Below are 25,241 nucleotides of genomic sequence, written 5' to 3' on the forward strand. Positions count from 1 at the left end.
GGCGTGTCGGCGTGCCGGCAAATGCCGTATAATGCCGCCTTTTTCCGGCCGTGGAGTTGTCATGACCGTTCGTACCCGGGTAGCCCCGTCCCCCACTGGCGATCCCCATGTGGGCACCGCTTACATTGCCTTGTTCAATCGTTGTTTCGCCCGTCAGCACGGTGGTCAGTTCATTCTCAGGATCGAGGATACCGACCAGGTGCGCTCCACCGCGGAATCGGAGCAGGCGATCCTGGATTCCCTGCGCTGGCTGGGGCTGGATTGGGACGAAGGGCCGGACGTCGGCGGCCCTCACGCGCCTTATCGTCAAAGTGAGCGCGGCGATATCTACCGTCAGTACGCCGAGCAATTGGTTCAGGCCGGCCACGCTTTCAAGTGTTACCGTAGCGCCGAGGAACTGGACACGTTACGTGCCCGGATCAAGGAGAGCGGTGAAAACCGGGCATTGAAACCCCGTGATCTGGAGCTGGATCAGGCCGAGCAGACCCGCCGTGAAGCGGAAGGGGCACCTTATGTGATCCGCATGCGGGTGCCGGAGGATGGGCGCTGTGCCATCGAGGACATGCTGCGCGGCACCGTGGAGCTGGATTGGGCCCTGGCCGACGCGCAGGTCCTGCTGAAATCCGATGGCCTGCCCACCTATCATCTGGCCAATGTGGTGGATGACCATCTGATGGGCATCACTCATGTGCTGCGTGGTGAGGAATGGCTGAACTCCGCGCCGAAGCACAAGCTGCTGTATGAGTATTTCGGCTGGGACATGCCGGCGCTGTGCCACATGCCGCTGCTGCGTAATCCGGACAAATCCAAACTCAGCAAGCGCAAGAACCCCACCAGTATCAATTTTTATCGCCGCATGGGTTTCCTGCCGGAAGCGCTGGTGAACTACCTCGGCCGCATGGGTTGGTCCATGCCCGACGAACGTGAGCGTTTCTCTTTGAGTGAGATGGAAGCGGCTTTCGACATCAACCGTGTGTCCCTGGGCGGACCGGTGTTCGATGTGGAAAAGCTGAGCTGGCTCAACGGCCAGTGGCTGCGGGACCTGTCCGACGAACAGTTCCTGCAACAGCTGATGGGCTGGGCTTTCAATCGGGACTACGTGATGCAGGTGCTGCCGCATATCAAGCAGCGGGTGGAAACGCTGAGTGACGTGGTGGACAAGGCCGGCTTCTGTTTCTCCGGGATGCTCACCATCAGTGAACAGGATTTCGAGCACAAGCAGTACAGCACCGAGGATATGAAGGAATGGCTGCAGTTCTTCCTCTGGTCCTGTGAGGCTCAGCGCAGTTGGAATCGGGATAATCTGTTCGTCGATGCCAAGGCCCTGGCGGATGCCCTGGATGTGAAAATCCGTGATTTCCTGTTTCCGGTGTTCGTGGCCATCGCCGGCACCAGCGCCAGTTTCTCGGTGGTGGACAGCATGGCATTGCTGGGCGCCGATATCAGCCGGGCGCGATTGCGTCACGCGGTGGAGGTGCTGGGCGGGGTCTCCAAGAAGCAAACCAAGAAGCTGGAGAAGGCCTACGCCGCTTTGATTGGCCGGGCTGATTAAGATTGCGGCAATTTGACCAAGGGATGAACAGACGGGGCAAAAACCGTGAAAAACCGCCGCTAAGTGCTTGACAGGATAGGGCCCCTGGGTAGAATACGCCGCACCACACGGGACGCACATACCGGTGGTCACAATCTGGGGCTATAGCTCAGCTGGGAGAGCGCTACAATGGCATTGTAGAGGTCGGCGGTTCGATCCCGCCTAGCTCCACCAAATACGTCCCCTTCGTCTAGTGGCCTAGGACACCGCCCTTTCACGGCGGTAACAGGGGTTCGACTCCCCTAGGGGACGCCACTACAAAAAGACCTCGCTCATTGAGCGGGGTTTTTTTGTGGTTTATTTTTGAGATCGAGGGAAGACGTTTTAAACAGAAAGACTGTCTTTCTCAGTGGAGCTCCGAAGGCGGGTTTTGCGGGTACCCCGAGGTGTCCATGACTGTGTGAGGCAGGACGCCGACCGCAAGCCCCCAGGGGTGGGTTCACGGCGGGGCATGGACACCTCGGGGTACCCGCAAAACCCTCGGTCGCAGCCAAGCGAAGGGCTCGTTTTTCTTTTCACCGCCGTTGATTTGAGGCTGAGTGTTTCAGAGCTCGCGGAGCGTTGCCGGTCAGGGCGTTCCAGGACCGTGTTTGGCCAGGGATGGCCAAACCCGAGCGCACATGGACGTGCTTGTAGCGTGTCCTGGAACGCCCTGACCGGCAACGCTCCCTCGCTGACTTGCTAATCCGCTGTATTTGTATCTGGTGGATACCAGCCCTAGCGAAAATCCCGGGATTTGATATTCAATTCCAGTAAGGCGTCGCTGGCATCGATCAGTGCGCCGGCCATGAGGTGAACAACCCCCTCCGGACTGATTTCCAGAGTGCCTTTGACGATCACCAAAGGGCTGCGAAGCAGAGTTTTGCGGAACCGTTCCTGAATGGCATTCCAGATCACCACGTTGGTGTTGCCGGTCTCATCCTCCAGTGTCATGAACAGCGCGCCTTTGGCGGAGCCGGGTCTTTGCCGGTTGGTCACCAGCCCGGCGACCCGGATCAGTTGTCCCGGCCGGCCCCGCTTCAAGTCCCGTGCCCGGCGGCAGCCGCGAAAGCGGGGGAGATGGCGGACCAGGGCCATGGGATGCCGGCCCAGAGTCAGGCCCAGGTGACGGTAATCCTGCAGCAGATCAGCGTGCTCCGAAGGGGCGTCGAGGTAGACTCCGTCATGATCCTTGCCGGCACCGCGCTCCGTTTCAAGTAATGGCCGCGGCGCTTCCAGTCCCTGGATTTCCCAATGGCCCTGGTGGCGGTGGCCGCTGAGTGCACGCAGTGCGTTACCAGCCACCAGGGCTTCCCGCTCCCGTTGATTGAGGCGGGCCCGCTGGCATAGATCCCGCACACTGCTGAAAGGGCGCTCGGCGCGGGCCCGCGCCAGGCGCTCGGCGGCTTCCGGATTGAATCCTTTCAACTGACGAAATCCCAGCCGCAAGGCCGGCTGCACCCCGAGTTTCTGTCTTTGTGTCTCTTCCAGAGTGTGGTCCCAGTGGCTGTGCCGTACGTCCAGGGGGCGCAGTTCGATGGCGTGGCGGCGCGCATCCTGGAGAATTTGCGAGGGGCTGTAAAAGCCCATCGGCAGACTGTTGAGCAGACCACAATAAAAGGCGCTGGTGTGATGACGTTTGAGCCAGGCGGACACGTACACCAGCAGGGCGAAACTGGCGGAGTGGGATTCCGGGAAACCGTAGCCGCCGAAGCCTTTCATTTGCTCGAACAGACGCTGGGCGTAATCCTCGCTGTAGCCGTTGGCGCGCATACCCTGGATCACCTTGTCCTGGAACTGCATCAGCTCGCCGCTCTTGCCCCAGCGGGCCATGGCCCGGCGTAACCGGTCCGCCTCGCCGCCGGAAAATTTCGCCGCCACCATGACCAGTTGAATCACCTGCTCCTGAAAGATGGGGATACCCAGGGTACGTTTCAGTACCGCTTCCACTTTCGGGTCCGGGTAATCCGGTTCTTCCAGGCCGTCGCGGCGGCGTAAATAGGGATGCACCATGTCGCCCTGAATCGGCCCCGGGCGGACGATGGCCACCTCGATCACCAGATCGTAGAACTTGCGGGGCCGCAGTCGCGGCAGCATGTTCATCTGCGCCCGGGATTCCACCTGGAACACCCCCAGGCTGTTGCCTTTGCAGAGCATGTCGTAGGTGGCCGGGTCCTCGGTGGGAATGTCCTGCATGATCAACGGCCGGCCACGGTAGTGACTGATCAGGTCCAGGGTTTTGCGGATCGCGGTGAGCATGCCCAGGGCCAGCACGTCCACCTTCATCAGCCCGAGTGCTTCCAGGTCGTCCTTGTCCCACTGAATCACGGTGCGGTCGGCCATGGCGGCGTTTTCCACCGGCACCAGCGTGGGCACCGGGTCACGGGTAATGACAAAGCCGCCCACGTGCTGGGACAGATGCCGGGGAAAGCCGACCAGCTCAAACACCAGCGCCCGGTACTGCCGGCCCAGGGCGGTATCGCCCAGACCGACTTCGCGGAACCGCTCCTGCAGATCGGCGGGTTTGTCCCACCAGGCCAGGTTGGCGCTGAGCCGCTCGATGATCGACAGATCCACGCCCAGCGCCCGGCCCACGTCGCGGACCGCCGAGCGGGTGCGGTAATGGATCACGGTAGCGGCGAGGGCGGCGCGGTCCCGGCCGTATTTGCGGTACAGGTACTGCATCACTTCTTCGCGGCGTTCGTGTTCGAAATCCACGTCGATGTCCGGCGGTTCCCGCCGTTCCTTGGAAATGAAGCGCTCGAACAGAAGTTGGCTGCGGTTGGGGTCCACTTCGGTGACGCCGAGGCAGTAACACACCGCGGAATTGGCGGCGGAACCACGCCCCTGGCAAAGAATGCCCTGGCCACGGGCGTAGGCGACGATGTCGTGGACGGTGAGAAAGTAATGGGCGTATTCCAGTTCGCGGATCAGCGCCAGCTCCCGCTCCAGCAGGGTTCGTACGGAGGCGGGCACGCCTTTGGGATAACGCCGCGCGGCGCCTTGATGGGCGAGGGCGGCCAGATAATCGTCGGCGTTCTGCCCGGGCGGCACTACTTCCTCGGGATACTGGTAGCGGATTTCGTCCAGCTTGAACTCGCACTGATCGGCGATCCAGGCCGCCTCGCGAAGCAGGGTTTCCGGGTAAATATCGGCCAGGGTTTCCAACGGACGCAGATGCCGCTGATCATTCTGGAAGCGGCGGCGGCCCAACTCGTACACCGAGGTGTTCAGCCGCAGAGCGGTGAGCACGTCCTGCAGTCTTTGTCGCTCGGCGCGATGATAGTGCACATCGTTGGCGGCGCTCATGGCGAGCTCGAAGCGGTGCGCCAGATCCAGGCAATAGCGATAGTGCAGGGCGTCGTTGCGGTCCTGGAGCAGTTCACAGGCAAGCCAGAAACGATCGCCGAAATGAGCCTGGAGCAAGGTGGCATGATGGGGATCGCGGCCATCACCGGCGGGGAACCACAGACACAGGGCATGACGTTCCAGCCGCGTCAGATCCCGCCAGTGCAGTTGGTATTTTCCTTTTTCCGCCCGCCGGCGTCCCTGGGTGATCAAGGTGGATATCTCGCCATAGGCGCGGCGGTTCCGGGCCAGTAATACCAGATGCAAAGCGCCCTGATCGGTCTCCAGGCGGAAGGTGCTGCCAATGATCAGTTTCAGGGTGGTGCCGACGTCGTCACGCAGCGCCTGGTGCGCCCGCCAGGCCCGCACCACCCCGGCCAGAGAGGCGTCATCGGTAATCGCCAGAGCCCGGTAGCCCAGTTCGTGGGCACGTTGTACCAACTCCTCCGGTTGGCTGGCGCCGGTGAGAAAGCTGAAGGCGCTGGTGCAATGCAACTCGGCGAAAGGCGGGGGGCCCGGATTCATACGCGGCTCCTTGATCCCCTCTGGGGCCGCCATTGAAGGATGGACATCAACCTGACGTTAACGTTAACTGGAGAGCCTGTTTCATTCGTTTGCCTTGGGATATCACCATGACTCTGAATAACAAACGCTTTCCCTCGCCGGAAAGTCTGGACAACCTGCCCGAAGACATCCGCGAGGTGATTCTCGGCGTGCAGGAAAAAGCCGGCTTCGTGCCCAATGTGTTTCTCATGCTGGCCCGCCGCCCGGCGGAATTCCGGGCCTTTTTCGCTTATCACGATGCCCTCATGGAGCGCGAATCCGACACCCTGAGCAAAGCGGAAAAAGAAATGATCGTGGTCGCCACCAGCGCCCGCAATCACTGCCTGTACTGCGTGGTGGCCCATGGCGCTCTGTTGCGGATTTACAGCAAGAATCCACTGGTGGCGGATCAGGTGGCGATCAACCACCGCACCGCGCCGATCAGCGAGCGTCATCGGGTGATGCTGGACTTCGCGTTCCATCTGGCCCTGGAACAGGGGGAGATGAACGACGACTGGGAGGCCCGCTTGGCGGAGGTGGGCTTCACCACCGAGGACATGTGGGATATTGGCGCCATCGCCGCCTTCTTCGGTATGTCCAATCGCATGGTCAATCTCACCGGAACGCCGCCCAACGAGGAGTTCTACCTGATGGGGCGGGTGCCACGTTGACGGAAAACGCTGGCACGCAAACACGCTGACACGCAACACGCGGAAACCGCCGTCAGCCAAAGAATGTCCCCCTTTCCGTTGGCCGGACGGGAAGGCTTTCCCAATTGTCCGCGGGGTTGGCAAGGATGGCGTGTAAGCGTGTTGCGTGCCGGCGTGGGCGCGCGGCGGCCAGACGATAGCTTCCGGGATAACCGTATAAGCTGGCGGAAGGCCCCTGGCCTTATTAGAAGAAACCATGCAGCCACCACTGCTGCCGGGCATCCTGGAACAGCCAGCAGCATTCGCCCTGGGGGTGGTGCGCCAGCCGGTAATGGCGGGGCATCGTTCCCCGCCAGGGCTGGCTGAAACGTTCCTGTTGCGGAAACAGTCGCAGGCGCTGCCCCCGCCATACCGGCACGCCGTTGTCCTGGTGCAGTCTCAGTGGGGATTCCAGTAACCACAGAGGACGGTCCTGATCCGCCTGATCGCTTTCATGCTCTCGTGGTGTCGCGCCGAACGGTGGCTGACGGCATTCGCTGTATTCCGGCAAGTGATCGTCGGCCAGGGCCGGGCGATAAAGCGCCAGCCCCGGAGTGTCCACCAGCTTTTCCAGCAGGCCGTTCAGCGGAGCGCGGGCTCCGGGCTCCGGAAACAGGGCGGCAAGGCCGGGGTTCAATGGCCGTGGCCGGCTGGTATCCAAACCCAGTCCCAGCACCGCGCCGTCCAGAGGCTGGTGCTCCAGGCGCCGCAGGCTCAGATCGAGCCAACCGGCGGCGTCATGGGCCGGCCAGGCCCGGCGCACCAGCAGGGTGTGCCGTTCGCGATTGTCCAGACGCAAATGCCAGCGTATCGCCAGCACCTGCTCCTGATAGCGCCTCAGGTGTTGCTCCATCTGCTCAAGCAGCGCCGCCATGGGGATTTTGAGCAGGGCCTGATCATTTATCGGATCATCGAATTGCTGTTGTTCCCGGAATGGTGCCGGGGCGGGAATCGTCCGGCGCACGTCCGCTTTCTCTCCAAGCAGGCGTTGCAACCAATCCAGAAAGGAAGCGCCGAATCGTTTGCCGAGCGCGGCCCGCGGCAGTGCGAACAGGTCGCCGAGGGTATGAAAGCCAGGGGCCTTCAGACGTTCCTTGACGGCGTCTTCCAGAGCCAGGGAGTCGATCGGCAGGGCCGCCAGCCAGGCCTGGAAGCGACTGCGCTCCGGCATCTGCTCAAGGTTGGGCGGTTCGGTGAGATGCCAGGCCGCCAGCGGCGTGGGACCAAGGCCCAGATGGCTGGTTAGCGGGCAGTGCAGGCGGTATTGGTCCACTCGTGACAGCAGTCCACTGAAACCGCCGAACAGACTCAGGCAGCCCCCGACTTCCAGCAGCAGGGTATGGGGAGGCGCAAGGCAGACCTGTGGCGTCATGGCCAGCAGATGACGGGCTTCCCGTTGCAAGGCCTGTTCCTCCTGCCGGGGGGCGGCTTGTTGCACCTGGAGGCCGTCGCATAAAGCGCGCGCCGTGCCCAGGCGCTGCCCTATGTTCACGCCGGCGCCACGGGCGGCGGCATTGGCCAGGGTGATCCGCTGCTGTCGCACCAGCACACGGGGCTCGGGGCTGGGGCCATCCACGGCTTCCAGAGCCAGCAAGGGAAAATGCAGGGCCAGCCACAAGGGGGGATTCATGGACGGAGCTCCGATGTTGGCGCCGGCAGTGCCAGCGGAGAGGGCGTCGTCGTGGTCTCCGGGCGGCGGGTCCGGGCCGCCATGGTGGCGCAGGGCGGTGGGGGGTGGCGCAGGTGCTCGGGCAGCACCATCAACCGGCATTGCTGACCGTGGCGGCCACCGGGCTGCTTGCCAACGGTGACGCTCAGTTCGCCGGGCTGATCGACGTCCAGCAGCAGACGCAGGGGCGCCGGGCTGGGCTGTTTCGAGGCCCGTCGCGGGCGCACCAGCAGAAACAGACAACGGCCCTGCTGCGCGGCCATGTGCAGGCGGCGCAGAGTCCCGGTGGGCAGGGTGCCTCCCGGTGCCCACAACACCAGACTGTCCAGAGTATCGCTGGAGGCGGCTTCCAGACAGGCACGCAACAGCGTGGAGCGTTCCCGGGCTTGTAGCACCAGGATGTGCTCCAGCGGCAACCCGGCCCGCTTCAAGGCGGTGGCGGAAGGCCGGGCCGGGGGGTTGGCGATAATGCGGGCGCCGTCCTCTCGGCGACGCAACAGGGGCAACAGCAAATGCAGTAATGACGGACAGGGCAGTGGACAGAGCAGTTCCACCAGCCCCTGGTTGGGCCAGCCACCTTGCCAGAGCAGGCGGTCCAGGGCCGGGAAACCGGTGTGCCGGCGTTCTTCGCGGGCCGCTCCCCGGCTGGAGCCTTGCCAGGTGTCCTGGCGGCGAAGCAGTTGTTGCAGGGCGTCCGCATTCATGAGGTAAGCATCCATATACTGTCCTTGTGTACAGTATTCCGATGTGCCGATCGGGTCAATCCGTCTGCTGGCTGGTATACATGTTGTTTCCCTTGCTCGGGCTGACTATGTTGAGGGCTTGATTCCCTTCCGTGAGTGCGACGATGACACAACAACACAGTGCGCCGCCGGGGCTGGAGTGGCTGCAACAAGGCTTGGCGCGCCGCCGTTTTCTCAAGTGGACGCTGGCCGCCAGTGCCGTGATGGTGGGTACCGCCGCGGGCGGATTTCTCTGGCTGCGCCGTTCCCCCCTGGACCAGCAGCGGATACCGGATTGGGCCGGTGGACTCAGCCCCGGGGAGTTTTTGTTGCTGGACCGTTGCCGGCGGGTGTTATTGCCTACTGAAGGGCGGGGCCTGCCGGATACCGAAACCGTGCCGGTGGTGGCCAACGTGCAGCGCACGCTGTCGCTGATGGCGCCGGCACTGCGCCGGCAACTGTCGCGGGGGTTGGGATTGTTTGATAACGCCGCGGTGTTCCGCCATGGCCGCCGTTTCGTGGATCTCGACGACGAAACGGCGCGGGACTATTTCGATCGCTGGGGGCGGGGGCTGGTGTTGCAACGAACTCTGGCCACGGTGATCAAGCAACTGGTGTACAGCGCTTATTGGCGCGACGAACGTACCTGGCAGGCTCTGGAATTCGACGGTCCGGTTTCGGATCGCTGGGGGCTGGCGTATCTGGGGAACGCGCCGATGCCGGAAGAAAACGGGGAAGTACAGGTGGGGGTAGCGGAATGACGACAACACTTTGGCGTGACTCCGGCCTGGCGGTGACCGAGGCGAAAGACATCCACCAATCGCGCTTGAATTTGCAGGCGGATGTGGTGGTGGTCGGCTCCGGTGCCGGCGGCGCCGTGGCGGCCTATGAATTGGCTCGGCGCGGCAAGCGGGTGCTGGTGCTGGAGGCGGGGCCCTATGTGCCGTCGCGGGATTTCAGTGAACGCTTCCCGGACGCCTTGGAGCAGCTGTATCAGGACCACGGTGGCCAGACCAATCGCAGCGGCGATCTGCTGATTCTGCAGGGGGCCTGTGTCGGTGGTTCCACTGTGGTCAATGCGGGCGTCTGTTTTCGTACTCCGGACTTCATTCTGCGGGACTGGCAGCGGAATTTCGGTCTCAGCGGACTCACCAGCGACGGCATGAGGCCCTATTTCGAACGGGTGGAAAAACACCTGGGCGTGCATGAAAACGGTGAACATGAGATTGCCGCCCATGCCCGTCTGATCCGGGCCGGCGCCGACAAGCTGGGGTGGTCGGTAAAGCCGTTTCAACGCAATATCCGCGATTGCGCGCTTACCGGACACTGCTTGTCCGGCTGCAAGACCGAGCGCAAGCAATCCATGCTGGTCAGTTATCTGCCCTGGGCGGTGGCCCACGGCGCGCGCATTTTCGCCGACACCCGGGTCATTGAAATTGTCACCGATAATGGCCGCGCCACCGGCGTTCGCGCCGAGGTCACCGGAACCGGCGGCGAACCGGTGGCGTCGATGACGGTGACGGCGCCACGGGTAGTGCTGGCCGCCGGTGCGGTGCAGACACCGCTGTTGTTGCTGCGCAGCGGGCTGGCCAATGGCTCCGATCAGGTCGGGCGCCACTTCGCCTGTCACCCGTCGCTGTACGTCAGTGCCCGTTATCCGCAACCGGTGCACGCCTGGCGCGGTGCCATGCTCGGGGTCTACGTGGACCAATTCATGGCCCCGGAGGACGGCGGTTTCGTGCTGGAGGACGGTGGCGCCGGGATCGTGGAACTGTCGATGACGGCGGAGCCGGGCACCGGCGCGCCGTTCATGGATTTCATGGGAGAGGCCCGTTATCTGGCCGGGCTGGTGACCCTGATTCACGATCACAATGTGGGCCGGGTGCACTGGGACGGGGACAATAAGGTCATCGATTACCAACTGGACGATATCGATTTCCCGTCCATGAAAAACGCCCTGAAAGCGGCGGCGCGGCTGCATCTGGCCGCTGGGGCGGAGCAGGTGTATGTGCCCACCAGTGAGCCGCTGGTGATACGCCAGGAAGCGGATATCGATCCGATGGTGGAACGCCTGGAGAATCAGCCGCATCACCTGCGCATGGTCAGCTATCACCCCCAGGGCAGTTGCCGCATGGGCGCGGATCCCGCCAACAGCGTGGCGGCGGAAAGCGGAGAAACCCATGACGTGGCCGGGCTCTATATCGCCGATGCCAGCCTGTTGCCGACCTCGATTATCGTCAATCCGCAGATCACGGTTTACGCTCTGGCGACCCGCATCGCCGAGGCTATTGCTGCATCAGCCTGACGCGGTGCACGGTGCCGGGCACCTTGTAGTCGAGAACGTCCTGTTCCCGGAGCATGCACACGCCATGTTCCGGATTGAGGCGGCACCAGCGGGTCTGGTCGCCGCCGCCGGGTACCACGCTGAAGCGGGTGGCGTAGCCGCTTTCCCGGTTCAGGCCCAGCCATAACTGATTGAAACGCCAGCCGCAGAGCGGGTCGTCGAAGCGGTCCAGGTAAACCGTCATGCGATAGTTCAATCCCTGCGGTTCCAACGGCACGTCGGTGCCCACCTGACGCAACGGACAGTCCGGTTTGGTGGGCACGTACAACGCTTCCACTTGCACCTCGCTGGCCGGCAGCGCTGGTTCGATATCCAATAGGTAGAACCAGGTCTTGGCGGGGGCAGAGTTCAATTTCGGAGTATGGGGGGCAACGGTGACACAGGCGCTGAGCAGCGTGGCCAGTGACAGCGGCCAGACGATACGCAGGCCTGCACGAACAATAACGGAAGCAGCGCTTTCCATGGCGTTCCCTGTGCGATGATAGCGACAATGCGGTGGCGTAAAGATCTTGAATGGGCTCTTAGGCTATCATTGCCGCTCGCGGCTGTCGCGCCGCAAATCCACACAGGAGAAACCATGACTGACGCGAACACACGTCCGCCGCGGGACGCTTTTGGTTACCTTTGCCCCCTGGATACCCGTTGGTCCGACAACGATCTGTACGGCCACGTCAATAACGTCACCTACTACAGCTACTTTGATTCCACCATTAACCGTTATCTGATTGAACGGGGTGGTCTGGATATTCATCAGGGTGATGTGATCGCCTATGTGGTCAGCTCCGGCTGTGAGTATTTCGAGGCGGCGGCTTATCCGGACTCCCTGGCGGTGGGCATGCGCGTGGACAAACTGGGTAACAGCTCGGTGCGTTATGGTTTGGCGGTGTTCGGCGCCGAGGGCGCGGCCAAGGCCCTGGGCCACGTGGTGCATGTGTTCGTCAATCGTGAAAGCGGCCGCCCGGTGCCGATTCCGGAACCGTTGCGTAAAGCGCTGGAAAAGCTGGCGTAACAGGCAGGGTTGAGGGAGCGCCTTTTGCCAGGGGAGGAGAGCCGGCGGTCAGGGTTCCAGGACACGGGAGAAGCACGGTCCTGGAACCCTGACCGCCGGCCCTCCACGAGCTCTGAAACCGTTTACTTCGAATCACCCCCGGCCACGAAGCCCGCTGTGGGAAGAGGCCCGGGCGGCGCTCCGCTTGGCAGCGAATGGCCCGGTATCACGGCGAGGAGGAAGAGAACCACAGTTCAGCGATGACGTAATATTCCTGCCCGAAGGGCAGATCCTGCAGTAAAAAGCCCACTTCCGGCTCCTGACCGGGAAACCGTTCCGGCGGATCGGGCCGTTGCGGGTCATCCTGGTAAATAAAACGCACCGGTGTGTCGAAACCTTCCATGAAACGCAGGCGGGCACGTAGCGCGAACCCTTTGCCGGTATCGAACCTGAGCGTGTTGTCCCGTGGCACTATGCTGCCACGCATGATCTGCTCCGTGTCACTGAGCTTGCCGTCCACCACCGCTTCCCGCGCGCCGGTCCAACTGGTACGCAGGCGCGCCCCTTGCAACCGATAGCCGTCCACGGTGATGCGGGCGCTGGGTTCGCGCAACACGGCGGCGGCCATTGCCGGCAGGGTAAAGCGGCTGTGCACCATCACGCTGTCGGCGCCAACGATGAAATAATTATGCACGGTGAGCACGCGTAATCCGGCCACCCGTACCCGGGTGGTGGCGTACACCAGTGTCGCCAGCGGACCGGTGATGACCTGCCGGATCACCGGGTCCAGATTATCGTTGTCCAGAGTGACCCGCGCGTTACGTAACAACAGGCCGGCGCTGAGTCTCAGCTTCAGGCCATCCAGCAAAGTGCCTTCGCCGTCCCAGCCCCGATAAGTGAAATCACCCCAACGGAACAGATTGTCGTCAATAAAGGCGAGCCGGAAGCGATCACCGCTGATTGCCAGGGGCGTGCGTTCGAGCGTGGCCGCCGGGGCGAAAGTGGCGCGGGACCGGGCTTGCGGAACATAGAAAACGCCGTCGGGAACGGGCAGCGTGGCAAGCACCTCCGCCGGCAAGGGCATGGGATGTGTCTCCCCGGCGTCCTCGGAGCGCAGCAGCAAGCGGTCTCCAGCGGCGACCCGGTCTACCGGAGCATCCCGGCGGGCGTCGACATCTTCCTGGAAATAGGGCTGATGGCCCAGGGTCCAGGGTAGCCACTGATGCCGCACTTCATGAAACGCGCCACCCCGGTAGTGGACCAACATCAAGTCCTTCCGGTCCGCTCCAACCAGCGGGCTGTGTTCTTCGATGGTCAGAGTGATCAGAGCCGCGTGGGCGGGAAGGGAGAGAAGGAATAACAACAGACAGACCAGCCCCCGCCGTCCGCATGTCCCATATGGAAACAAGCACACGGACGGTGTGGAGGCTGGCGGCGGTTTATTCCGCCAGTTCCGGCCGGTCAGCGAAATGCGCCAGTGCATCCGGGTTGGCCAGAGCGTTGCGGTTACGGACTTCGCGTCCATGGACGATGTCACGCACCGCCAGTTCCACGATCTTGCCACTGACCGTGCGGGGGATTTCCGGCACTTCCAGGATTACCGCCGGCACGTGGCGCGGACTGGCGCCGTCGCGGATGGTCTGGCGAAGGGTTTGTTTGAGATCGTCATCCAGGGTCGCGTCCCCGGCCATCACCACGAACAGCACCACGCGCACGTCACCCTGCCACTGCTGGCCGATCACCACCGCCTCGCGAATCTGCGGCAGGGTTTCCACCTGCCGATAGATTTCGGCGGTGCCAATGCGCACGCCGCCAGGGTTGAGCACGGCGTCGGAGCGGCCATGGATGATCAGGCCGTCGTGACCTTCGTGGGCGACGGTTTCGGCATAGTCACCATGGGCCCAGATGTCCATGCCAAGGGGGGCGAAACGCTCGAAGTAAGCCTCCTGGAAGCGCCTGCCGTCCGGGTCGTTCCAGAACGATACCGGGCAGCATGGAAACGGCGTGCGGCAGACCAACTCGCCTTTCTCGCCGGTTATGGTCTGACCATGGTCATCAAATACCGCCACGTCCATGCCGAGACCGGCGCATTGCAACTCGCCGCGATACACCGGCAGCATCGGATTGCCCAGAGCGAAGCAGGAAATAATGTCGGTGCCGCCGGAAATGGAGCTCACCAGCAGATCCGGTTTCACCTTCTGATAAAGGAAATCATAGCTTTCGTGCAGCAATGGCGAGCCGGTGGAAAACAGGCTGCGCAGCGTGCTCAGGTCATGGCTCTGGCGCGGCACCACGCCGGCCTTTTCCACCGCCTGAACGAACTTGGCACTGGTGCCGAAATGGGTCACGCCCTCGGCGTCGATCAGATCGAACAGCCGGGAGGCGTCCGGGTAGGCCGGGTTGCCATCGTACAGCACCAGGGTGGCGCCGGTCTGCAGCCCCCCCACCAGCCAGTTCCACATCATCCAGCCGCAGGTGGTGAAGTAGAACAGCACATCATCGGCGCCCAGGTCGCCGTGCAACCGGTGTTCCTTGGCGTGCTGGATCAGCGTGCCGCCGGCGCCATGAACGATGCACTTGGGAGCGCCGGTGGTGCCGGAGGAATAGAGAATGTACAGCGGATGGTTAAAGGGCAGGGCGGCGAATTCCGGCGCTGGCCCGGCGGCGGCCAGCCACTCGCGCCAGGGCAGGGCGGCATGCACGGTGGTGGCCTTGCCGCGGCCGGGAACCACCACCAGCAGTTCCGGTTTGAGCTGTTCGCGCAAGGTCCGCAGGCGCTCGCCCAGATCGATCCACTTGCCGTTGTACTGATAGCCGTCGCAGGCGAACAGTACCTTCGGTTCGATCTGGCCGAAACGATCGAGCACGCCCTGGACACCAAAATCCGGGGAACAGGATGACCAGATCGCGCCGATCCAGGCGGCACCGAGCGCGGCGATGACGGTCTCGATGCGATTGGGCATATAGCCGGCCACCCGGTCGCCGGGGCGCACGCCGGCGTCGTGCAACTGCGCCGCCACCTGGCCGGCGGCCACGCGCAGTTCGCTGTAGCTGATCCGGTGCCGTTGGCCGGCTTCGTCCACGCTGATCAGAGCGGTGTGATCGTCATGACGGGGTAGCAGGTTCTCCGCCACATTCAGGCGGGCCTGGGGAAACCAGCGGTGGTCGCGGAAGCGTTCGGCCCGTTCCAGCACCTCGCTGCCTTTCTCGCCCTGCAGCGCGGAGAAGTCCCAAACCAGATTCCAGAACGCTTCCGGTTCGTTTACCGACCATTGGTGCAGGGCCCGATAGTCCGGCAAGGACTGGCCGGACAGGGCACGGGCCTGTTGCCAGAAGTGGTTCAGCGCACTGTGTTGCAGGCGTTGCTGATCCGGTTGCCAAAGCGGTTGTTGATCGAGGGTCGTCATTGTTGCTCCACTTCAAACTCCACCAGCAGCGTGCCTTCGCCAACGCTGTCTCCGGCGCTCACGGTGAAGGCCTGAACCACGCCCGCTTCACCGGCGCGCAGGGTGTGTTCCATCTTCATTGCTTCCAATGTAATCACGGCGTCGCCAGCGTCTACGCGATCACCAGGGTTGACATGCAGGGCAACGATGGTGCCGCTCATGGGCGCGGTGAAATCGCCGTGTCCGGTATCATGCTCGCTCTCGCGCGCCGGGTGCAGGTCAATGGCGTAATCCTGACCGGCTATGAACAGCCACAACCGTTGCGCCTCGTCGACGAAACGGCCGGAGAGGGTTATGTTGCCGCCGGTCATCGCATCGTCGAGTGTGCCGCCATCAATACCAAGATGGAAGCGTCCGCCATCACTGTGAAACCGGAAGGACAGGGGGGCGCCATTCACTCTGGCCTCGCCGTCCTCCAGGATCACGATCAGGTGCTCGTCCCGCACTTTGAGCGGCACCAGGGTCTGGCGCTGGCTCAATGGCCGCCAGCCGTTCAGGGTCCGCCAGGGATCGCCGCCGGCCGCCGGCCGTTGCACCACCAGCGCCGCGGCGGCCACCGCCAGAGCCTGTGCCGGTATGCTTACCGGTTCCAGCAGATGCGGATGTTTCTCCAGCAAGCGGGTGTCCAGCTCGGCCTGGCTGAACGGTTCGCTGCTCAGTACCCGGTGCAGAAAGGCGCTGTTGTGGTGAATGCCGCCGAGCATGAGATTTTCCAGGCCGAGCACCAGCCGGCGGCGGGCCTGTTCGCGGTCGGTGCCATGGCAGATCAGCTTGGCGATCATCGGATCGTAGTGATCGCTGACGGTATCCCCGGCCTCGAAGCCGGCGTCCACCCGCACGCCTTCCGGCCACACCAGCGGTTGCAGCGTGCCGGAAGACGGCAGAAAATGCTGATAAGGGTTTTCCGCGTAGAGGCGCACTTCCATGGCGGCGCCGTGCCGCTGGATCTGTTCCTGGCGTTTTGGCAGCGCGCGTCCCTCGGCCACGGTGATCTGCCAGGCCACCAGGTCCTCGCCGGTGATCATCTCGGTGACCGGGTGCTCCACCTGCAGGCGGGTGTTCATCTCCATGAAGAAGAATTCGCCGTTGGGCGCCAGCAGGAATTCCACGGTGCCGGCGCCGACATAGTCGATGGCGCGAGCGGCCTGCACCGCCGCTTCGCCGAGCCGTTCGCGCAGTGCTTCGTCCAGCCCCGGGGCGGGGGCTTCCTCGATGATTTTCTGGTGGCGGCGCTGCACCGAACAGTCCCGCTCGAACAAATGGACGGCGTTGCCGTGTTGGTCGGCGAACACCTGCACTTCCACATGGCGGGCGGTGGGCAGGTACCGTTCCAACAGCACCCGGTCGTCACCAAACGCCCCCTGAGCCTCGCGGCGAGCGGAGGCCAGCGCCTCATCGAAGCGGTCCGCGCTTTCCACCACGCGCATGCCTTTGCCGCCGCCGCCGGCCACCGCCTTGATCAGCAATGGAAAACCAACCTGTTCCGCTTCGCTCGCCAGGGTGGCATCGTCGGCGCCTTCCTGATCGAATCCGGGCAGCACCGGCACCTTGTTTTCGCTCATTAACTGTCGGGCTGCGGCCTTGTCGCCCATTACCCGGATGGCGTTGGCGCCGGGGCCGATGAAGATCAGGCCGGCCTCGTCGCAGGCGGCGGCGAACGCGGTGTTCTCCGACAAGAAGCCATAACCGGGGTGCACCGCCTGGGCGCCGGTGGCGCGGGCGGCGTCGATCACCTTGCCGACATCCAGATAACTGTCCCGGGCCGGCGCCGGCCCGAGACAAACGGACTGATCCGCTTCGCGGACATGGGGCAGACCGGCGTCGGCCTCGGAGTAAACCGCCACGGTACGAATACCTTGTTCGCGGCAGGTGCGGATGATGCGACGGGCGATCTCTCCGCGGTTGGCGATCAGCAGTGTGGTGATGTTGGTCATTCTTATATCAGCCCTTTTATCGATCTCTGTATGACACTCCCGGGGTTCGATGACTCTCGGGATTGCGTGGTCACCAACGAATCAGGAGGCGCTCCAGGAGGGCGCCCGTTTTTCCAGGAAGGCGGCGAGCCCTTCCTGGCCTTCGTCACCGGTGCGCAACCGGGCGATCAATTCGGCGGTGTAGCCGATCAGGTTCTGGTCCAGCGGCTGCTCGTCACTGCGCCGTACCAGATCGCGGGCTTCCAACTGGGCTTCCGGGGCGCCTTTCAACAAGGCGTCAACCAGGCCTGCCACGGTGGCGTCCAATTGATCCTCGGCCACCACTTCATGAACGATGCCCAGTTCCCCGGCGCGTGGCGCGGCGATCACTTCGGCGGTCATGAAATAGCGGCGTGCCTGGCGGGGGCCCAGCGCACGAACCACGTAGGGAGCGATCACCGCGGGCAGAATACCGAGCTTGACCTCGCTCAGGCAGAAGCGGGCGTTGTCCGCCGCCACCGCCATGTCGGCGGCGCAAATCAATCCCAGTGCACCCCCGAAGGCCGCGCCCTGGACCCGGGCGATGACCGGCTTGCCGGCCTGATCGATGCATGCCATCAGCGCCGCCAGCCTCAGCGCATCGCGCTGATTTTCTTCATGGTCCAGTTGGCCCATGGCCCGCATCCAATTGAGATCGGCGCCGGCGGAGAAATGTTTGCCAGCGGCATCGAGTACGATGACACGGGTCTGATCATCGGCGGAAGCCTGGGCGAAAGCGTCGATTAAGGCCTCGATGACGGTATTGTCGAAAGCGTTGCTTTTTTCCGGCCGGTTCAGGGTGATGCGGGCGACCGGGCCGTTGATGTTGAGTTGAACGCTCATGGAAGGCTCCAAAGTTTTATGGCGCTTGCACGCAACACGCTTGCACGCAAAAGACAAACGTACTCCGTGTGTAAGCGTGCAGCATGTCCGCATGCTGGCGTGTTGCGTGTCAGCGTCTTGTTCACATCCTGAACACGCCATAGCGGGTTTCCTCGATCGGTGCATTGAGGCTGGCGGACAACGCCAGCCCCAGCACATCGCGGGTGTCCACCGGGTCGATGACGCCGTCGTCCCAGAGCCGGGCGCTGGCATACCAGGGCGTGGCCATGGACTCATATTGGGCGGTCATCTCTTCCTGGAAGGCTTGCGCCTGGTCCTCGCTCCAGCTCTCGCCCTTCTTCTTCAGTGACGCCACCTTGACCTGGGTGAGCACACTGGCGGCCTGTTCGCCGCCCATCACCGAAATGCGGGCATTGGGCCACATGAACATGAAACGCGGGTCGTAGGCGCGGCCACACATGCCATAGTTCCCGGCGCCGAAACTGCCGCCGGTGATCACGGTGAATTTCGGTACCCGGGCGCAGGCTACCGCGTTGACCATCTTGGCGCCGTGTTTGGCGATCCCTTCCGCTTCGTATTTCTTGCCGACCATGAAACCGGTGATGTTCTGCAGGAACAGCAGCGGAATCTTGCGTTGGTTGCACAGCTCGACGAAGTGCGCGCCCTTCAGCGCCGATTCGGAATAGAGCACGCCATCGTTGGCGAGAATGCCCACCGGTATGCCATGAATGCGGGCGAAGCCAGTGACCAGGGTGGTGCCGTAGCTGGCCTTGAACTCATCCAGCTCGGAGGCGTCGACGATGCGCGCGATCAATTCCCGGGCCGGCATCGGCGAACGGGTGGTGGGCGGGATCAGCCCGTACAGTTCCTGAGGATCATAGGCCGGCGCGCGGCTCTCGCGGAGATCGAGTTGCTCCGGCTTACGCCAGTTGAGCCGGGCAATACAGCGCCGCGCCAGATCCAAGGCGTGGGGTTCGTCCTCGGCCAGGTGGTCGGCGACGCCGGATTGTTCGGCGTGGAGCGCGGCACCGCCCAGTTCCTCGGCGCTCACCACCTCGCCGGTGGCGGCTTTGACCAGAGGCGGGCCGGCAAGGAACACGGTGGAATGATTGCGCACCATGATCACTTCGTCGGCCATGGCCGGTACATAAGCGCCGCCGGCGGTACAGGAGCCCAACACCACACTGATTTGCGGGATGCCGTTGGCGGACATATTGGCCATGTTGAAGAAGATGCGTCCGAAGTGATCCCGGTCCGGGAACACCTCATCCTGGCGCGGCAGATTGGCGCCGCCGGAATCCACCAGATAGACGCAGGGCAAGCGGTTTTCCGCGGCAATGGCCTGACAGCGCAAGTGCTTTTTCACCGTCAGCGGGTAATAGCTGCCGCCTTTCACGGTGGGGTCGTTGGCGACGATCATGCATTCCACGCCGCTGATACGGCCGATGCCGCCGACACAGCCGGCGGCGGGGACGTCTTCGCCGGGGTAAACCCCATCGGCGGCCAGCGCCGACAGTTCCAGGAAGGGGGAGCCGGGGTCCAGCAGGTACTGGATGCGTTCCCGCACCGGCAACTTGCCTCTTTCCCGCAATCGTGTCTCCGCCGCTTCGCCACCGCCGTGGGCGATACGCGCGAGTTTCTCCCGCAGTTCCCCGCGCAGCGTCAGATTGTGCTCGCGGTATTGATCGAATTCCGGTGCACTTTTATTAAGATGACTGATGATTTTAGGCATGGACATTCCTCGCTCACACGCAACAGGCTGGCACTACGCTATAGGCGGCGTGCCAGCGTGTTGCGTGATGCGTGTTAGCGGCTTTCGTTGAACAGCTCTCTACCGATCAACATGCGGCGGATTTCACTGGTGCCGGCGCCGATTTCATAGAGCTTGGCATCGCGTAACAGGCGGCCGGTGGGGTATTCATTGATATAGCCGTTGCCACCGAGACACTGAATGGCGTCGAGAGCCATCTTGGTGGCATTTTCCGCGCAATACAGGATGACGCCGGCGGCGTCCTTGCGGGTGGTCTGGCCGGCGTCGCAGCAGCGGGCGACCTGATACAAATAGGCGCGGCTGGCGTTGAGAGTCACGTACATGTCGGCGAGCTTGCCCTGCATCAACTGGAATTCGCCGATGGCCTTACCGAACTGCTTGCGTTCGTGCACGTAGGGCACGACTACATCCAGGCACGCCTGCATGATGCCGGTGGAGCCGCCGGAGAGCACGGTGCGCTCATAATCCAGGCCGCTCATCAGAACGCGAACGCCTTCGTTCAGTTTGCCGAGAATGTTTTCCTCCGGCACTTCACAGTCCTCGAACACCAGTTCGCAGGTATTGGAGCCGCGCATGCCCAGCTTGTCGAGCTTCTGCGCCCGCGAGAAACCGGGGAAATCCCGTTCCACCAGGAAGGCGGTGATGCCGCGCGGTCCGGCATTGATATCGGTTTTGGCGTAGATCACATAGGTGTTGGCGTCCGGCCCGTTGGTAATCCACATCTTGTTGCCGTTGAGTACGTAACGGTCGCCTTTCTTCTCCGCGCGCAGGCTCATGCTCACCACGTCGGAGCCGGCACCGGGCTCGCTCATGGCAAGCGCGCCGATATGTTCACCGCTGACCAACTTGGGCAGATAGCGGGCTTTTTGCGCTTCGTTGCCATTGAGGAAAATCTGGTTCACGCAGAGATTGGAGTGAGCGCCATAGGACAGACCGATGGAAGCGGAAGCACGGGAGATTTCCTCCATCACCAGGGTGTGGGCCAGGTAGCCCAGGCCGGCGCCGCCGTACTCTTCGGAAACGGTGATGCCAAGCACACCGAGATCACCGAGCTTCTTCCACAGCTCATTGGGAAACAGGTTGTCGCTGTCCACCCGGGCGGCGATAGGCGCGATTTCACGCCGGGCAAAGGCGCGCACGCTGTCGCGCAGGGCATTCAGGGTTTCGTCGAAGTGAAAGTCCAATCCACCGTCAAACATTATTGTTCTCCAATTGCATCATGGCCTCGCGGGCCCGTTGTTCAGCCTCATCCATTTCTTGCTGCATGGCCTGGATGTCTTTGAGTTGCTGCGCGAGCATGGCTCGCTTTTCAGCGATTTTGTCGAGCAGGGCTTGTAATTGATGGCGGTTATCCCCGGTGGGGATGTAGAGCTGGATCAGTTCACGGGATTCGGCCAGGGATAATCCAAGGCGCTTCCCACGCAGAATCAGCTTGAGTGCGACGCGGTCGGAAGGTAGATAAATCCGGGTCTGGCCACGCCGTTGCGGGTGCAGCAGCCCCTGATCCTCATAAAAGCGGATGGTACGCGTGGTGATCTGGAATTCGCGGGCCAACTCGCCGATGCTGTAGGTCTTTTGTGTTGTCATGGTGGCAGCATAGGGGAAGTTTACGTAAACGTAAAGATGTTGCCGGCATGCCAACCGCTTATCGCGGTTCGTGGAGTGCTGCTTGCCACCATATTCGCTACCGCGCCGTCGTGGGAGCTTTTTCCGGGCGGCGGGCCGCTGCAAACGAATCGCCCCGTTCGTCAAGAATTCGCTTGCAAGCACGCTCCCACAGTGACTTTACGGTTGAATTTAATGGCGGCAAGGCCTAACTTACGGCTGATCCGTATGTCGGCAGAATGACGGTGATATACAGAAAAGATCGCAAGGTCCTCAAGCGAGTGGATTACGGGGCCGCCAAGAACTCCCTGATGGGGGTGTTGGCGGCCCTTCTGGTTTATGCCCTGGTGACGGCCTGGGGCGGGGTATACCGGGCCTACGAACTGGAAACATTGATGGTTGGCGCCGCGGTGGTGTTGGTCACGGCCTTCCGGTTGTGGCTAATCGCCCGGTTCGACGCCCTGTACGGCGCCGGTCCCGCGCGCTGGCGCAAGCTGTTCGGCGCCGGACTGATCCTGCACGCACTGGTCTGGGGCGTGATGCCGGTGTGGCTGTTGTGGCGCACCGGCGCCGGCTTCAACTTCTTCGTGGTTATTCTCTACAACGTTGGTGTCACCACCGCTTTGGGCAGTTCCTGGATGGCCGGATTGCGCGTGCGCCAGCTCTACATCGTATTGATGTTCGTGCCGGTCCTGCTCGGGCTGTTTTTCTATGGTGGCGTGAAAGAGTGGCTGCTGGTGGTTCTGGTCGGTGCCTACACCTTCTACTTGTTCCGCCTTTACCGGGGACAGTATGAGTTGTTCTGGCACGCGGTAACCCGTGAACGGCGTGGCGAACAGCATGACCGGCGGCGGGATCATCATGCCGGTACCGACATCCAGCTCAGCCTGGTCTACCGGCTGGCCCATGAGCTGCGCACACCGATGAATTCAGTGATGGGCATGATGTCGCTGCTGGAGGAAACCAAGCTTTCCGATGAGCAGCGTGAATACCTGCAAGCGGCGGGGCAGAGCGGAAAGCTGATGCTGGCGCTGATCGACGATGTGCTGGACTACTCCCGCATCCTCACTGGCCGCATCGTGCTGAGCCCCGACTATTTCGATCTGCGCGGTACCCTTGAGCAGGCCCTGGAGGCGTTTGGTCCGATGGCCCAGAGCAAGGGGCTGGAGCTGTCCGCGGTGGTTGATCGCATGCTGCCCCGGCGGGTACGTGGCGATCGCGATCGCTTCATGCAAGTGCTGACCAATCTGCTCAGCAACGCGGTCAAATTCAGTGACAAGGGCGAGATCCGCCTGGACGTGGATTTCACCGAAGAAAGCGACAACGAAGGCGTGCTGCGTGTCAGGGTCAGTGACCAGGGCAGGGGCATGGATACCGATACCCTGCGTACCCTGTTCCAGGACCATTTTCTGGACGGCGCCCAGGATGCTTTCGCCGCCAAGCACATCGGCTTTGGCTTGCTGGTGTGCAAGGGGCTGACCGAGGCCATGGGCGGTTCCATTGGCGCGGAAAGCGTGGAAGGCGAGGGCGCCACCTTCTGGTTCACGGTCCGCCTGGGCATGCAAGCCGACATGAATGAACCGCAGAAACTGCTGAGCGCCATGGACGGTTTGCAAGCGCTGGTGGTGGGCAGCGCGGGCGGTGCCCTGGCCGGCTTGCAGGAAGAACTCGAGGCGCTCGGCTGCCAGTGCCAGGGTGCCCGTGATTACGACCACGCGCTGCAGGCGCTGCGGGCCGGACAGCGCGAACAATCCGAGTTTCATTTGTTGCTGGTGGACACCCGGGAACGACAGGAACTGGCCCTGAATCTGTGCCACAACGTGCTGGTGGACCCGGCGCTGCGGCCGGTCAAACTGATTCTGATGTGCACTATCGAGGAGCGGGCCCAGCCGGCGATTCAGCGTCTGGTGGAACGACATGGCCTGGTGGTGTTGGTGAAGCCGGTGCACCGCAGCGTCCTGCGGGGGGCTCTGGAACGCCTGCTCGGCGTGCCGAGGACCGCGCCGGTACGGGATTTGCCCCTGGAAAACGCCGAGGCGATGGAGCGCCGCAAACATTATCGATTGCTGCTGGTGGAAGACAACGAGGTCAATCAGCTGGTCACCAAAGGCATGCTGGCGAAGCTGGGTTATCAGGTCACGACCTTCAGCAATGCACCGGCGGCGTTGTCACTGTTGCAGCGCGAGACCTACGATCTGGTGCTGATGGATTGCATGTTGCCAGGCATGGACGGGTTCGAGGCGACCAGAGTAATGCGCGAAAGCGAGCGTCAGGAAGGCCGGCCACGCACGCCGATCATCGCCATTACCGCCAATACCGCCGAGGGCGTTCAGGCCCGCTGTCTTGCCGCCGGAATGGATGACTTCCTGGCCAAGCCGGTGCATCTTGAGGAGATGGAAACGGTACTGCGCCGCTGGCTGCCGCTGGGATCGGTGAGCGACGATAACGACGGAAGCGAAGGAGAATAATAATGACCCGACGTGCTCTGGTGTTGGGCGCCACCGGGCTGGTTGGCCGGCACTGTCTGAGACTGCTGCTGGGCTGCAAGGCCTACGATGAAGTGCGGGTGCTGACCCGGCGTGAGGTGGAGGTGGAGCACCCCCGCCTGCGGGAGAAAGTGATTGATCCGGAGCAGTTGGAACAGGAAGGCGACTTCTTCAAAGTGGACGATGTGTTCTGCTGTTTGGGTACGACCATGAAAAAAGCCGGCTCACGGGAAGCCTTTGAACATGTGGACCACGAGTTGGTGGTGCGCTGTGGACACATGGCCAGGCAGGCCGGTGTACAGCGTTTCATGGTGGTGTCCGCGGTCAATGCCAATGCCCGTTCTTCCTTTTTCTATGCGAGGGTGAAAGGGCGCATGGAACAGGATCTGGAGGCGCTCGGTCTGCCGCTGCTGGCCTTGATCCAGCCGTCCTTGCTGCGCGGCGACCGGCGAGAGAAGCGGTTGGCGGAAGGCGTGGGCAATCTGATCTCCCGGTTGCTGGAACCGGTGACCCGCTGGACTGACGCGCACTGGTTGCCGGTGCCGGCGGAACGGGTGGCGCAGGCCATGGTGGGCATGGCCCTGATGGGGCCGGACACCGGTGTCCACCGGGTACGGTATCGGGACTTTCAGGTGTTCGCCGGCAAATTCCAGAGTCAGTTCCCGGCTCTGGCCTGATTTCCCCCATTAATGTTGATTCGCCCGGCCGACGGCCACGCCGCGGCGGGCCTGCCAAGGAGTGAATATGACGTTCGTAACCTGCGATCTGTGTGATGAGCATGCCGATAAAGTGTCCGTGGTTACCGGCCTTAATTGGTTCAGCTATGGTGGCCGTCAGGCGTTTGGCGGCGAGATCGTAACGGTAAAGTGTTTTGAGGATAACTCCCGTGTGAAGGAGCATCTGGCCACTGACGGCAAAGGCAGGGTGCTGGTGGTGGACGGTGGCGGCAGCCTGCGCAATGCCCTGATCGGTGACATGATCGCTGAAAACGCGGTGAGCAACGGTTGGGAAGGGGTGATTATTCATGGCGCCTGCCGTGACGTGCTGGAATTAGCGAAACTGGACCTTGGCGTGGTCACTCTGGGCTGTGTGCCGATCAAATCGGTCCGTCGCGGTGAAGGCCAACTGAACATCGACATCACCTTTGGTGGTGTCACGTTCCGCCCCGGTGATTTCGTCTACGCCGATGCCAATGGCGTGATCACTTCCACCGAAGCTCTGCTATGAGCCCAGACCGCCGGGGGCGCGGTTTGTTGGATACGTCT

At 62.6% G+C, this 25,241-nt stretch carries 19 protein-coding genes and 2 tRNA genes; 10 read left to right on the forward strand and 11 right to left on the reverse strand.

Annotated elements, in window-relative coordinates; translation table 11 throughout:
* The first annotated feature begins 61 nt into the window (after positions 1–61).
* From gltX to A6D6_RS11360, 3 genes are all read left to right on the forward strand, one after another.
* A complete protein-coding gene (gltX, locus tag A6D6_RS11350; RefSeq protein ID WP_133490993.1) occupies positions 62–1,552 on the forward strand; it encodes a glutamate--tRNA ligase in 1,491 nt (496 codons plus the stop codon).
* 137 nt (positions 1,553–1,689) lie between these two features.
* Positions 1,690–1,765, forward strand: a tRNA-Ala gene (locus A6D6_RS11355).
* 5 nt (positions 1,766–1,770) lie between these two features.
* Positions 1,771–1,846 (forward strand) — tRNA-Glu (locus tag A6D6_RS11360).
* A 462-nt stretch (positions 1,847–2,308) separates the two neighbouring features.
* Here A6D6_RS11360 and A6D6_RS11365 read toward each other — a convergent pair.
* Positions 2,309–5,443 (reverse strand): error-prone DNA polymerase, encoded by a 3,135-nt coding sequence (locus tag A6D6_RS11365; RefSeq protein WP_159660791.1) that lies wholly within the window; start codon positions 5,441–5,443, stop codon positions 2,309–2,311.
* 107 nt (positions 5,444–5,550) lie between these two features.
* On the opposite strand from A6D6_RS11365, the gene A6D6_RS11370 reads away from it, so the two are divergent.
* Positions 5,551–6,132 (forward strand): peroxidase-related enzyme, encoded by a 582-nt coding sequence (locus tag A6D6_RS11370; RefSeq protein WP_133490991.1) that lies wholly within the window; start codon positions 5,551–5,553, stop codon positions 6,130–6,132.
* A gap of 223 nt (positions 6,133–6,355) precedes the next feature.
* Here the strand turns inward: A6D6_RS11370 and A6D6_RS11375 are convergent, their stop codons facing one another.
* Positions 6,356–7,780: a Y-family DNA polymerase gene (locus tag A6D6_RS11375; protein ID WP_159660792.1), complete on the reverse strand. Its 1,425-nt coding sequence runs from the start codon at positions 7,778–7,780 to the stop codon at positions 6,356–6,358.
* The gene (locus A6D6_RS11380) at positions 7,777–8,538 is read right to left on the reverse strand and encodes a SulA-like leucine-rich domain-containing protein (protein WP_159660793.1); all 762 of its coding nucleotides are present in this window, start codon (positions 8,536–8,538) and stop codon (positions 7,777–7,779) included. The genes A6D6_RS11375 and A6D6_RS11380 overlap by 4 nt, the downstream gene beginning before the upstream one ends.
* A 128-nt stretch (positions 8,539–8,666) precedes the next feature.
* Here A6D6_RS11380 and A6D6_RS11385 point away from each other — a divergent pair, with 128 nt between their 5' ends.
* Both A6D6_RS11385 and A6D6_RS11390 read left to right on the forward strand, forming a co-directional pair.
* Complete coding sequence (locus A6D6_RS11385; protein WP_159660794.1) at positions 8,667–9,302, forward strand: hypothetical protein; 636 nt, start codon at positions 8,667–8,669, stop codon at positions 9,300–9,302.
* Entirely contained in the window at positions 9,299–10,846 is a 1,548-nt protein-coding gene (locus A6D6_RS11390) for an FAD-dependent oxidoreductase (protein ID WP_159660795.1), read from the forward strand. Before A6D6_RS11385 ends, A6D6_RS11390 begins: the two co-directional genes overlap by 4 nt.
* Here the strand turns inward: A6D6_RS11390 and A6D6_RS11395 are convergent.
* Positions 10,827–11,348: a hypothetical protein gene (locus tag A6D6_RS11395; RefSeq protein WP_159660796.1), complete on the reverse strand. Its 522-nt coding sequence runs from the start codon at positions 11,346–11,348 to the stop codon at positions 10,827–10,829. The genes A6D6_RS11390 and A6D6_RS11395 overlap by 20 nt on opposite strands.
* A 114-nt stretch (positions 11,349–11,462) precedes the next feature.
* Here A6D6_RS11395 and A6D6_RS11400 point away from each other — a divergent pair, with 114 nt between their 5' ends.
* Entirely contained in the window at positions 11,463–11,894 is a 432-nt protein-coding gene (locus A6D6_RS11400; protein WP_133490987.1) for an acyl-CoA thioesterase, read from the forward strand.
* 205 nt (positions 11,895–12,099) lie between these two features.
* Here A6D6_RS11400 and A6D6_RS11405 read toward each other — a convergent pair whose 3' ends face one another.
* The 7 genes from A6D6_RS11405 to A6D6_RS11435 form a co-directional block, all read right to left on the reverse strand.
* Positions 12,100–13,140, reverse strand: coding sequence for a hypothetical protein (locus A6D6_RS11405; RefSeq protein WP_159660797.1), 1,041 nt, complete (start codon positions 13,138–13,140; stop codon positions 12,100–12,102).
* Positions 13,141–13,312: 172 nt separating this feature from the next.
* A complete protein-coding gene (locus tag A6D6_RS11410; RefSeq protein ID WP_159660798.1) occupies positions 13,313–15,280 on the reverse strand; it encodes an acetoacetate--CoA ligase in 1,968 nt (655 codons plus the stop codon).
* Positions 15,277–17,253, reverse strand: coding sequence for an ATP-binding protein (locus tag A6D6_RS11415; protein ID WP_201303772.1), 1,977 nt, complete (start codon positions 17,251–17,253; stop codon positions 15,277–15,279). The genes A6D6_RS11410 and A6D6_RS11415 overlap by 4 nt, the downstream gene beginning before the upstream one ends.
* An 81-nt stretch (positions 17,254–17,334) precedes the next feature.
* On the reverse strand, positions 17,335–18,114 hold the full coding sequence (locus A6D6_RS11420; RefSeq protein WP_159660799.1) for an enoyl-CoA hydratase/isomerase family protein: 780 nt from the start codon (positions 18,112–18,114) through the stop codon (positions 17,335–17,337).
* 121 nt (positions 18,115–18,235) lie between these two features.
* Positions 18,236–19,846, reverse strand: coding sequence for a carboxyl transferase domain-containing protein (locus tag A6D6_RS11425; protein ID WP_133490982.1), 1,611 nt, complete (start codon positions 19,844–19,846; stop codon positions 18,236–18,238).
* 74 nt (positions 19,847–19,920) lie between these two features.
* Positions 19,921–21,084, reverse strand: a complete 1,164-nt coding sequence (locus A6D6_RS11430; protein ID WP_133490981.1) for an isovaleryl-CoA dehydrogenase — start codon at positions 21,082–21,084, stop codon at positions 19,921–19,923.
* Positions 21,077–21,472 (reverse strand): MerR family transcriptional regulator, encoded by a 396-nt coding sequence (locus tag A6D6_RS11435; protein ID WP_133490980.1) that lies wholly within the window; start codon positions 21,470–21,472, stop codon positions 21,077–21,079. Before A6D6_RS11435 ends, A6D6_RS11430 begins: the two co-directional genes overlap by 8 nt.
* Positions 21,473–21,729: 257 nt before the next feature.
* Here A6D6_RS11435 and A6D6_RS11440 point away from each other — a divergent pair, with 257 nt between their 5' ends.
* The 3 genes from A6D6_RS11440 to rraA all read left to right on the forward strand — a co-directional run bounded on the left by A6D6_RS11440 (position 21,730) and on the right by rraA (position 25,203).
* Positions 21,730–23,958: a response regulator gene (locus A6D6_RS11440; protein ID WP_133490979.1), complete on the forward strand. Its 2,229-nt coding sequence runs from the start codon at positions 21,730–21,732 to the stop codon at positions 23,956–23,958.
* A gap of 2 nt (positions 23,959–23,960) precedes the next feature.
* Positions 23,961–24,653, forward strand: coding sequence for an NAD(P)H-binding protein (locus A6D6_RS11445; protein WP_133490978.1), 693 nt, complete (start codon positions 23,961–23,963; stop codon positions 24,651–24,653).
* A 67-nt stretch (positions 24,654–24,720) separates the two neighbouring features.
* A complete protein-coding gene (rraA, locus tag A6D6_RS11450; protein ID WP_133490977.1) occupies positions 24,721–25,203 on the forward strand; it encodes a ribonuclease E activity regulator RraA in 483 nt (160 codons plus the stop codon).
* The last annotated feature ends 38 nt before the right edge of the window (positions 25,204–25,241 follow it).

Source organism: Alcanivorax xiamenensis (assembly GCF_009846745.1).
Classification (GTDB): domain Bacteria; phylum Pseudomonadota; class Gammaproteobacteria; order Pseudomonadales; family Alcanivoracaceae; genus Alloalcanivorax; species Alloalcanivorax xiamenensis.

Coding starts and splice junctions, on each gene's coding strand:
- A6D6_RS11410 (WP_159660798.1), bottom strand. CDS start 15,280: ATGACGACCCTCGATCAACAACCGCTTTGGCAACCGGATCAGCAACGC.
- A6D6_RS11380 (WP_159660793.1), bottom strand. CDS start 8,538: ATGGATGCTTACCTCATGAATGCGGACGCCCTGCAACAACTGCTTCGC.
- A6D6_RS11425 (WP_133490982.1), bottom strand. CDS start 19,846: ATGCCTAAAATCATCAGTCATCTTAATAAAAGTGCACCGGAATTCGAT.
- A6D6_RS11440 (WP_133490979.1), top strand. CDS start 21,730: ATGACGGTGATATACAGAAAAGATCGCAAGGTCCTCAAGCGAGTGGAT.
- A6D6_RS11415 (WP_201303772.1), bottom strand. CDS start 17,253: ATGACCAACATCACCACACTGCTGATCGCCAACCGCGGAGAGATCGCC.
- A6D6_RS11445 (WP_133490978.1), top strand. CDS start 23,961: ATGACCCGACGTGCTCTGGTGTTGGGCGCCACCGGGCTGGTTGGCCGG.
- A6D6_RS11375 (WP_159660792.1), bottom strand. CDS start 7,780: ATGAATCCCCCCTTGTGGCTGGCCCTGCATTTTCCCTTGCTGGCTCTG.
- A6D6_RS11405 (WP_159660797.1), bottom strand. CDS start 13,140: ATGTTGGTCCACTACCGGGGTGGCGCGTTTCATGAAGTGCGGCATCAG.
- A6D6_RS11385 (WP_159660794.1), top strand. CDS start 8,667: ATGACACAACAACACAGTGCGCCGCCGGGGCTGGAGTGGCTGCAACAA.
- A6D6_RS11430 (WP_133490981.1), bottom strand. CDS start 21,084: ATGTTTGACGGTGGATTGGACTTTCACTTCGACGAAACCCTGAATGCC.
- rraA (WP_133490977.1), top strand. CDS start 24,721: ATGACGTTCGTAACCTGCGATCTGTGTGATGAGCATGCCGATAAAGTG.
- A6D6_RS11435 (WP_133490980.1), bottom strand. CDS start 21,472: ATGACAACACAAAAGACCTACAGCATCGGCGAGTTGGCCCGCGAATTC.
- A6D6_RS11400 (WP_133490987.1), top strand. CDS start 11,463: ATGACTGACGCGAACACACGTCCGCCGCGGGACGCTTTTGGTTACCTT.
- A6D6_RS11395 (WP_159660796.1), bottom strand. CDS start 11,348: ATGGAAAGCGCTGCTTCCGTTATTGTTCGTGCAGGCCTGCGTATCGTC.
- A6D6_RS11420 (WP_159660799.1), bottom strand. CDS start 18,114: ATGAGCGTTCAACTCAACATCAACGGCCCGGTCGCCCGCATCACCCTG.
- gltX (WP_133490993.1), top strand. CDS start 62: ATGACCGTTCGTACCCGGGTAGCCCCGTCCCCCACTGGCGATCCCCAT.
- A6D6_RS11370 (WP_133490991.1), top strand. CDS start 5,551: ATGACTCTGAATAACAAACGCTTTCCCTCGCCGGAAAGTCTGGACAAC.
- A6D6_RS11390 (WP_159660795.1), top strand. CDS start 9,299: ATGACGACAACACTTTGGCGTGACTCCGGCCTGGCGGTGACCGAGGCG.
- A6D6_RS11365 (WP_159660791.1), bottom strand. CDS start 5,443: ATGAATCCGGGCCCCCCGCCTTTCGCCGAGTTGCATTGCACCAGCGCC.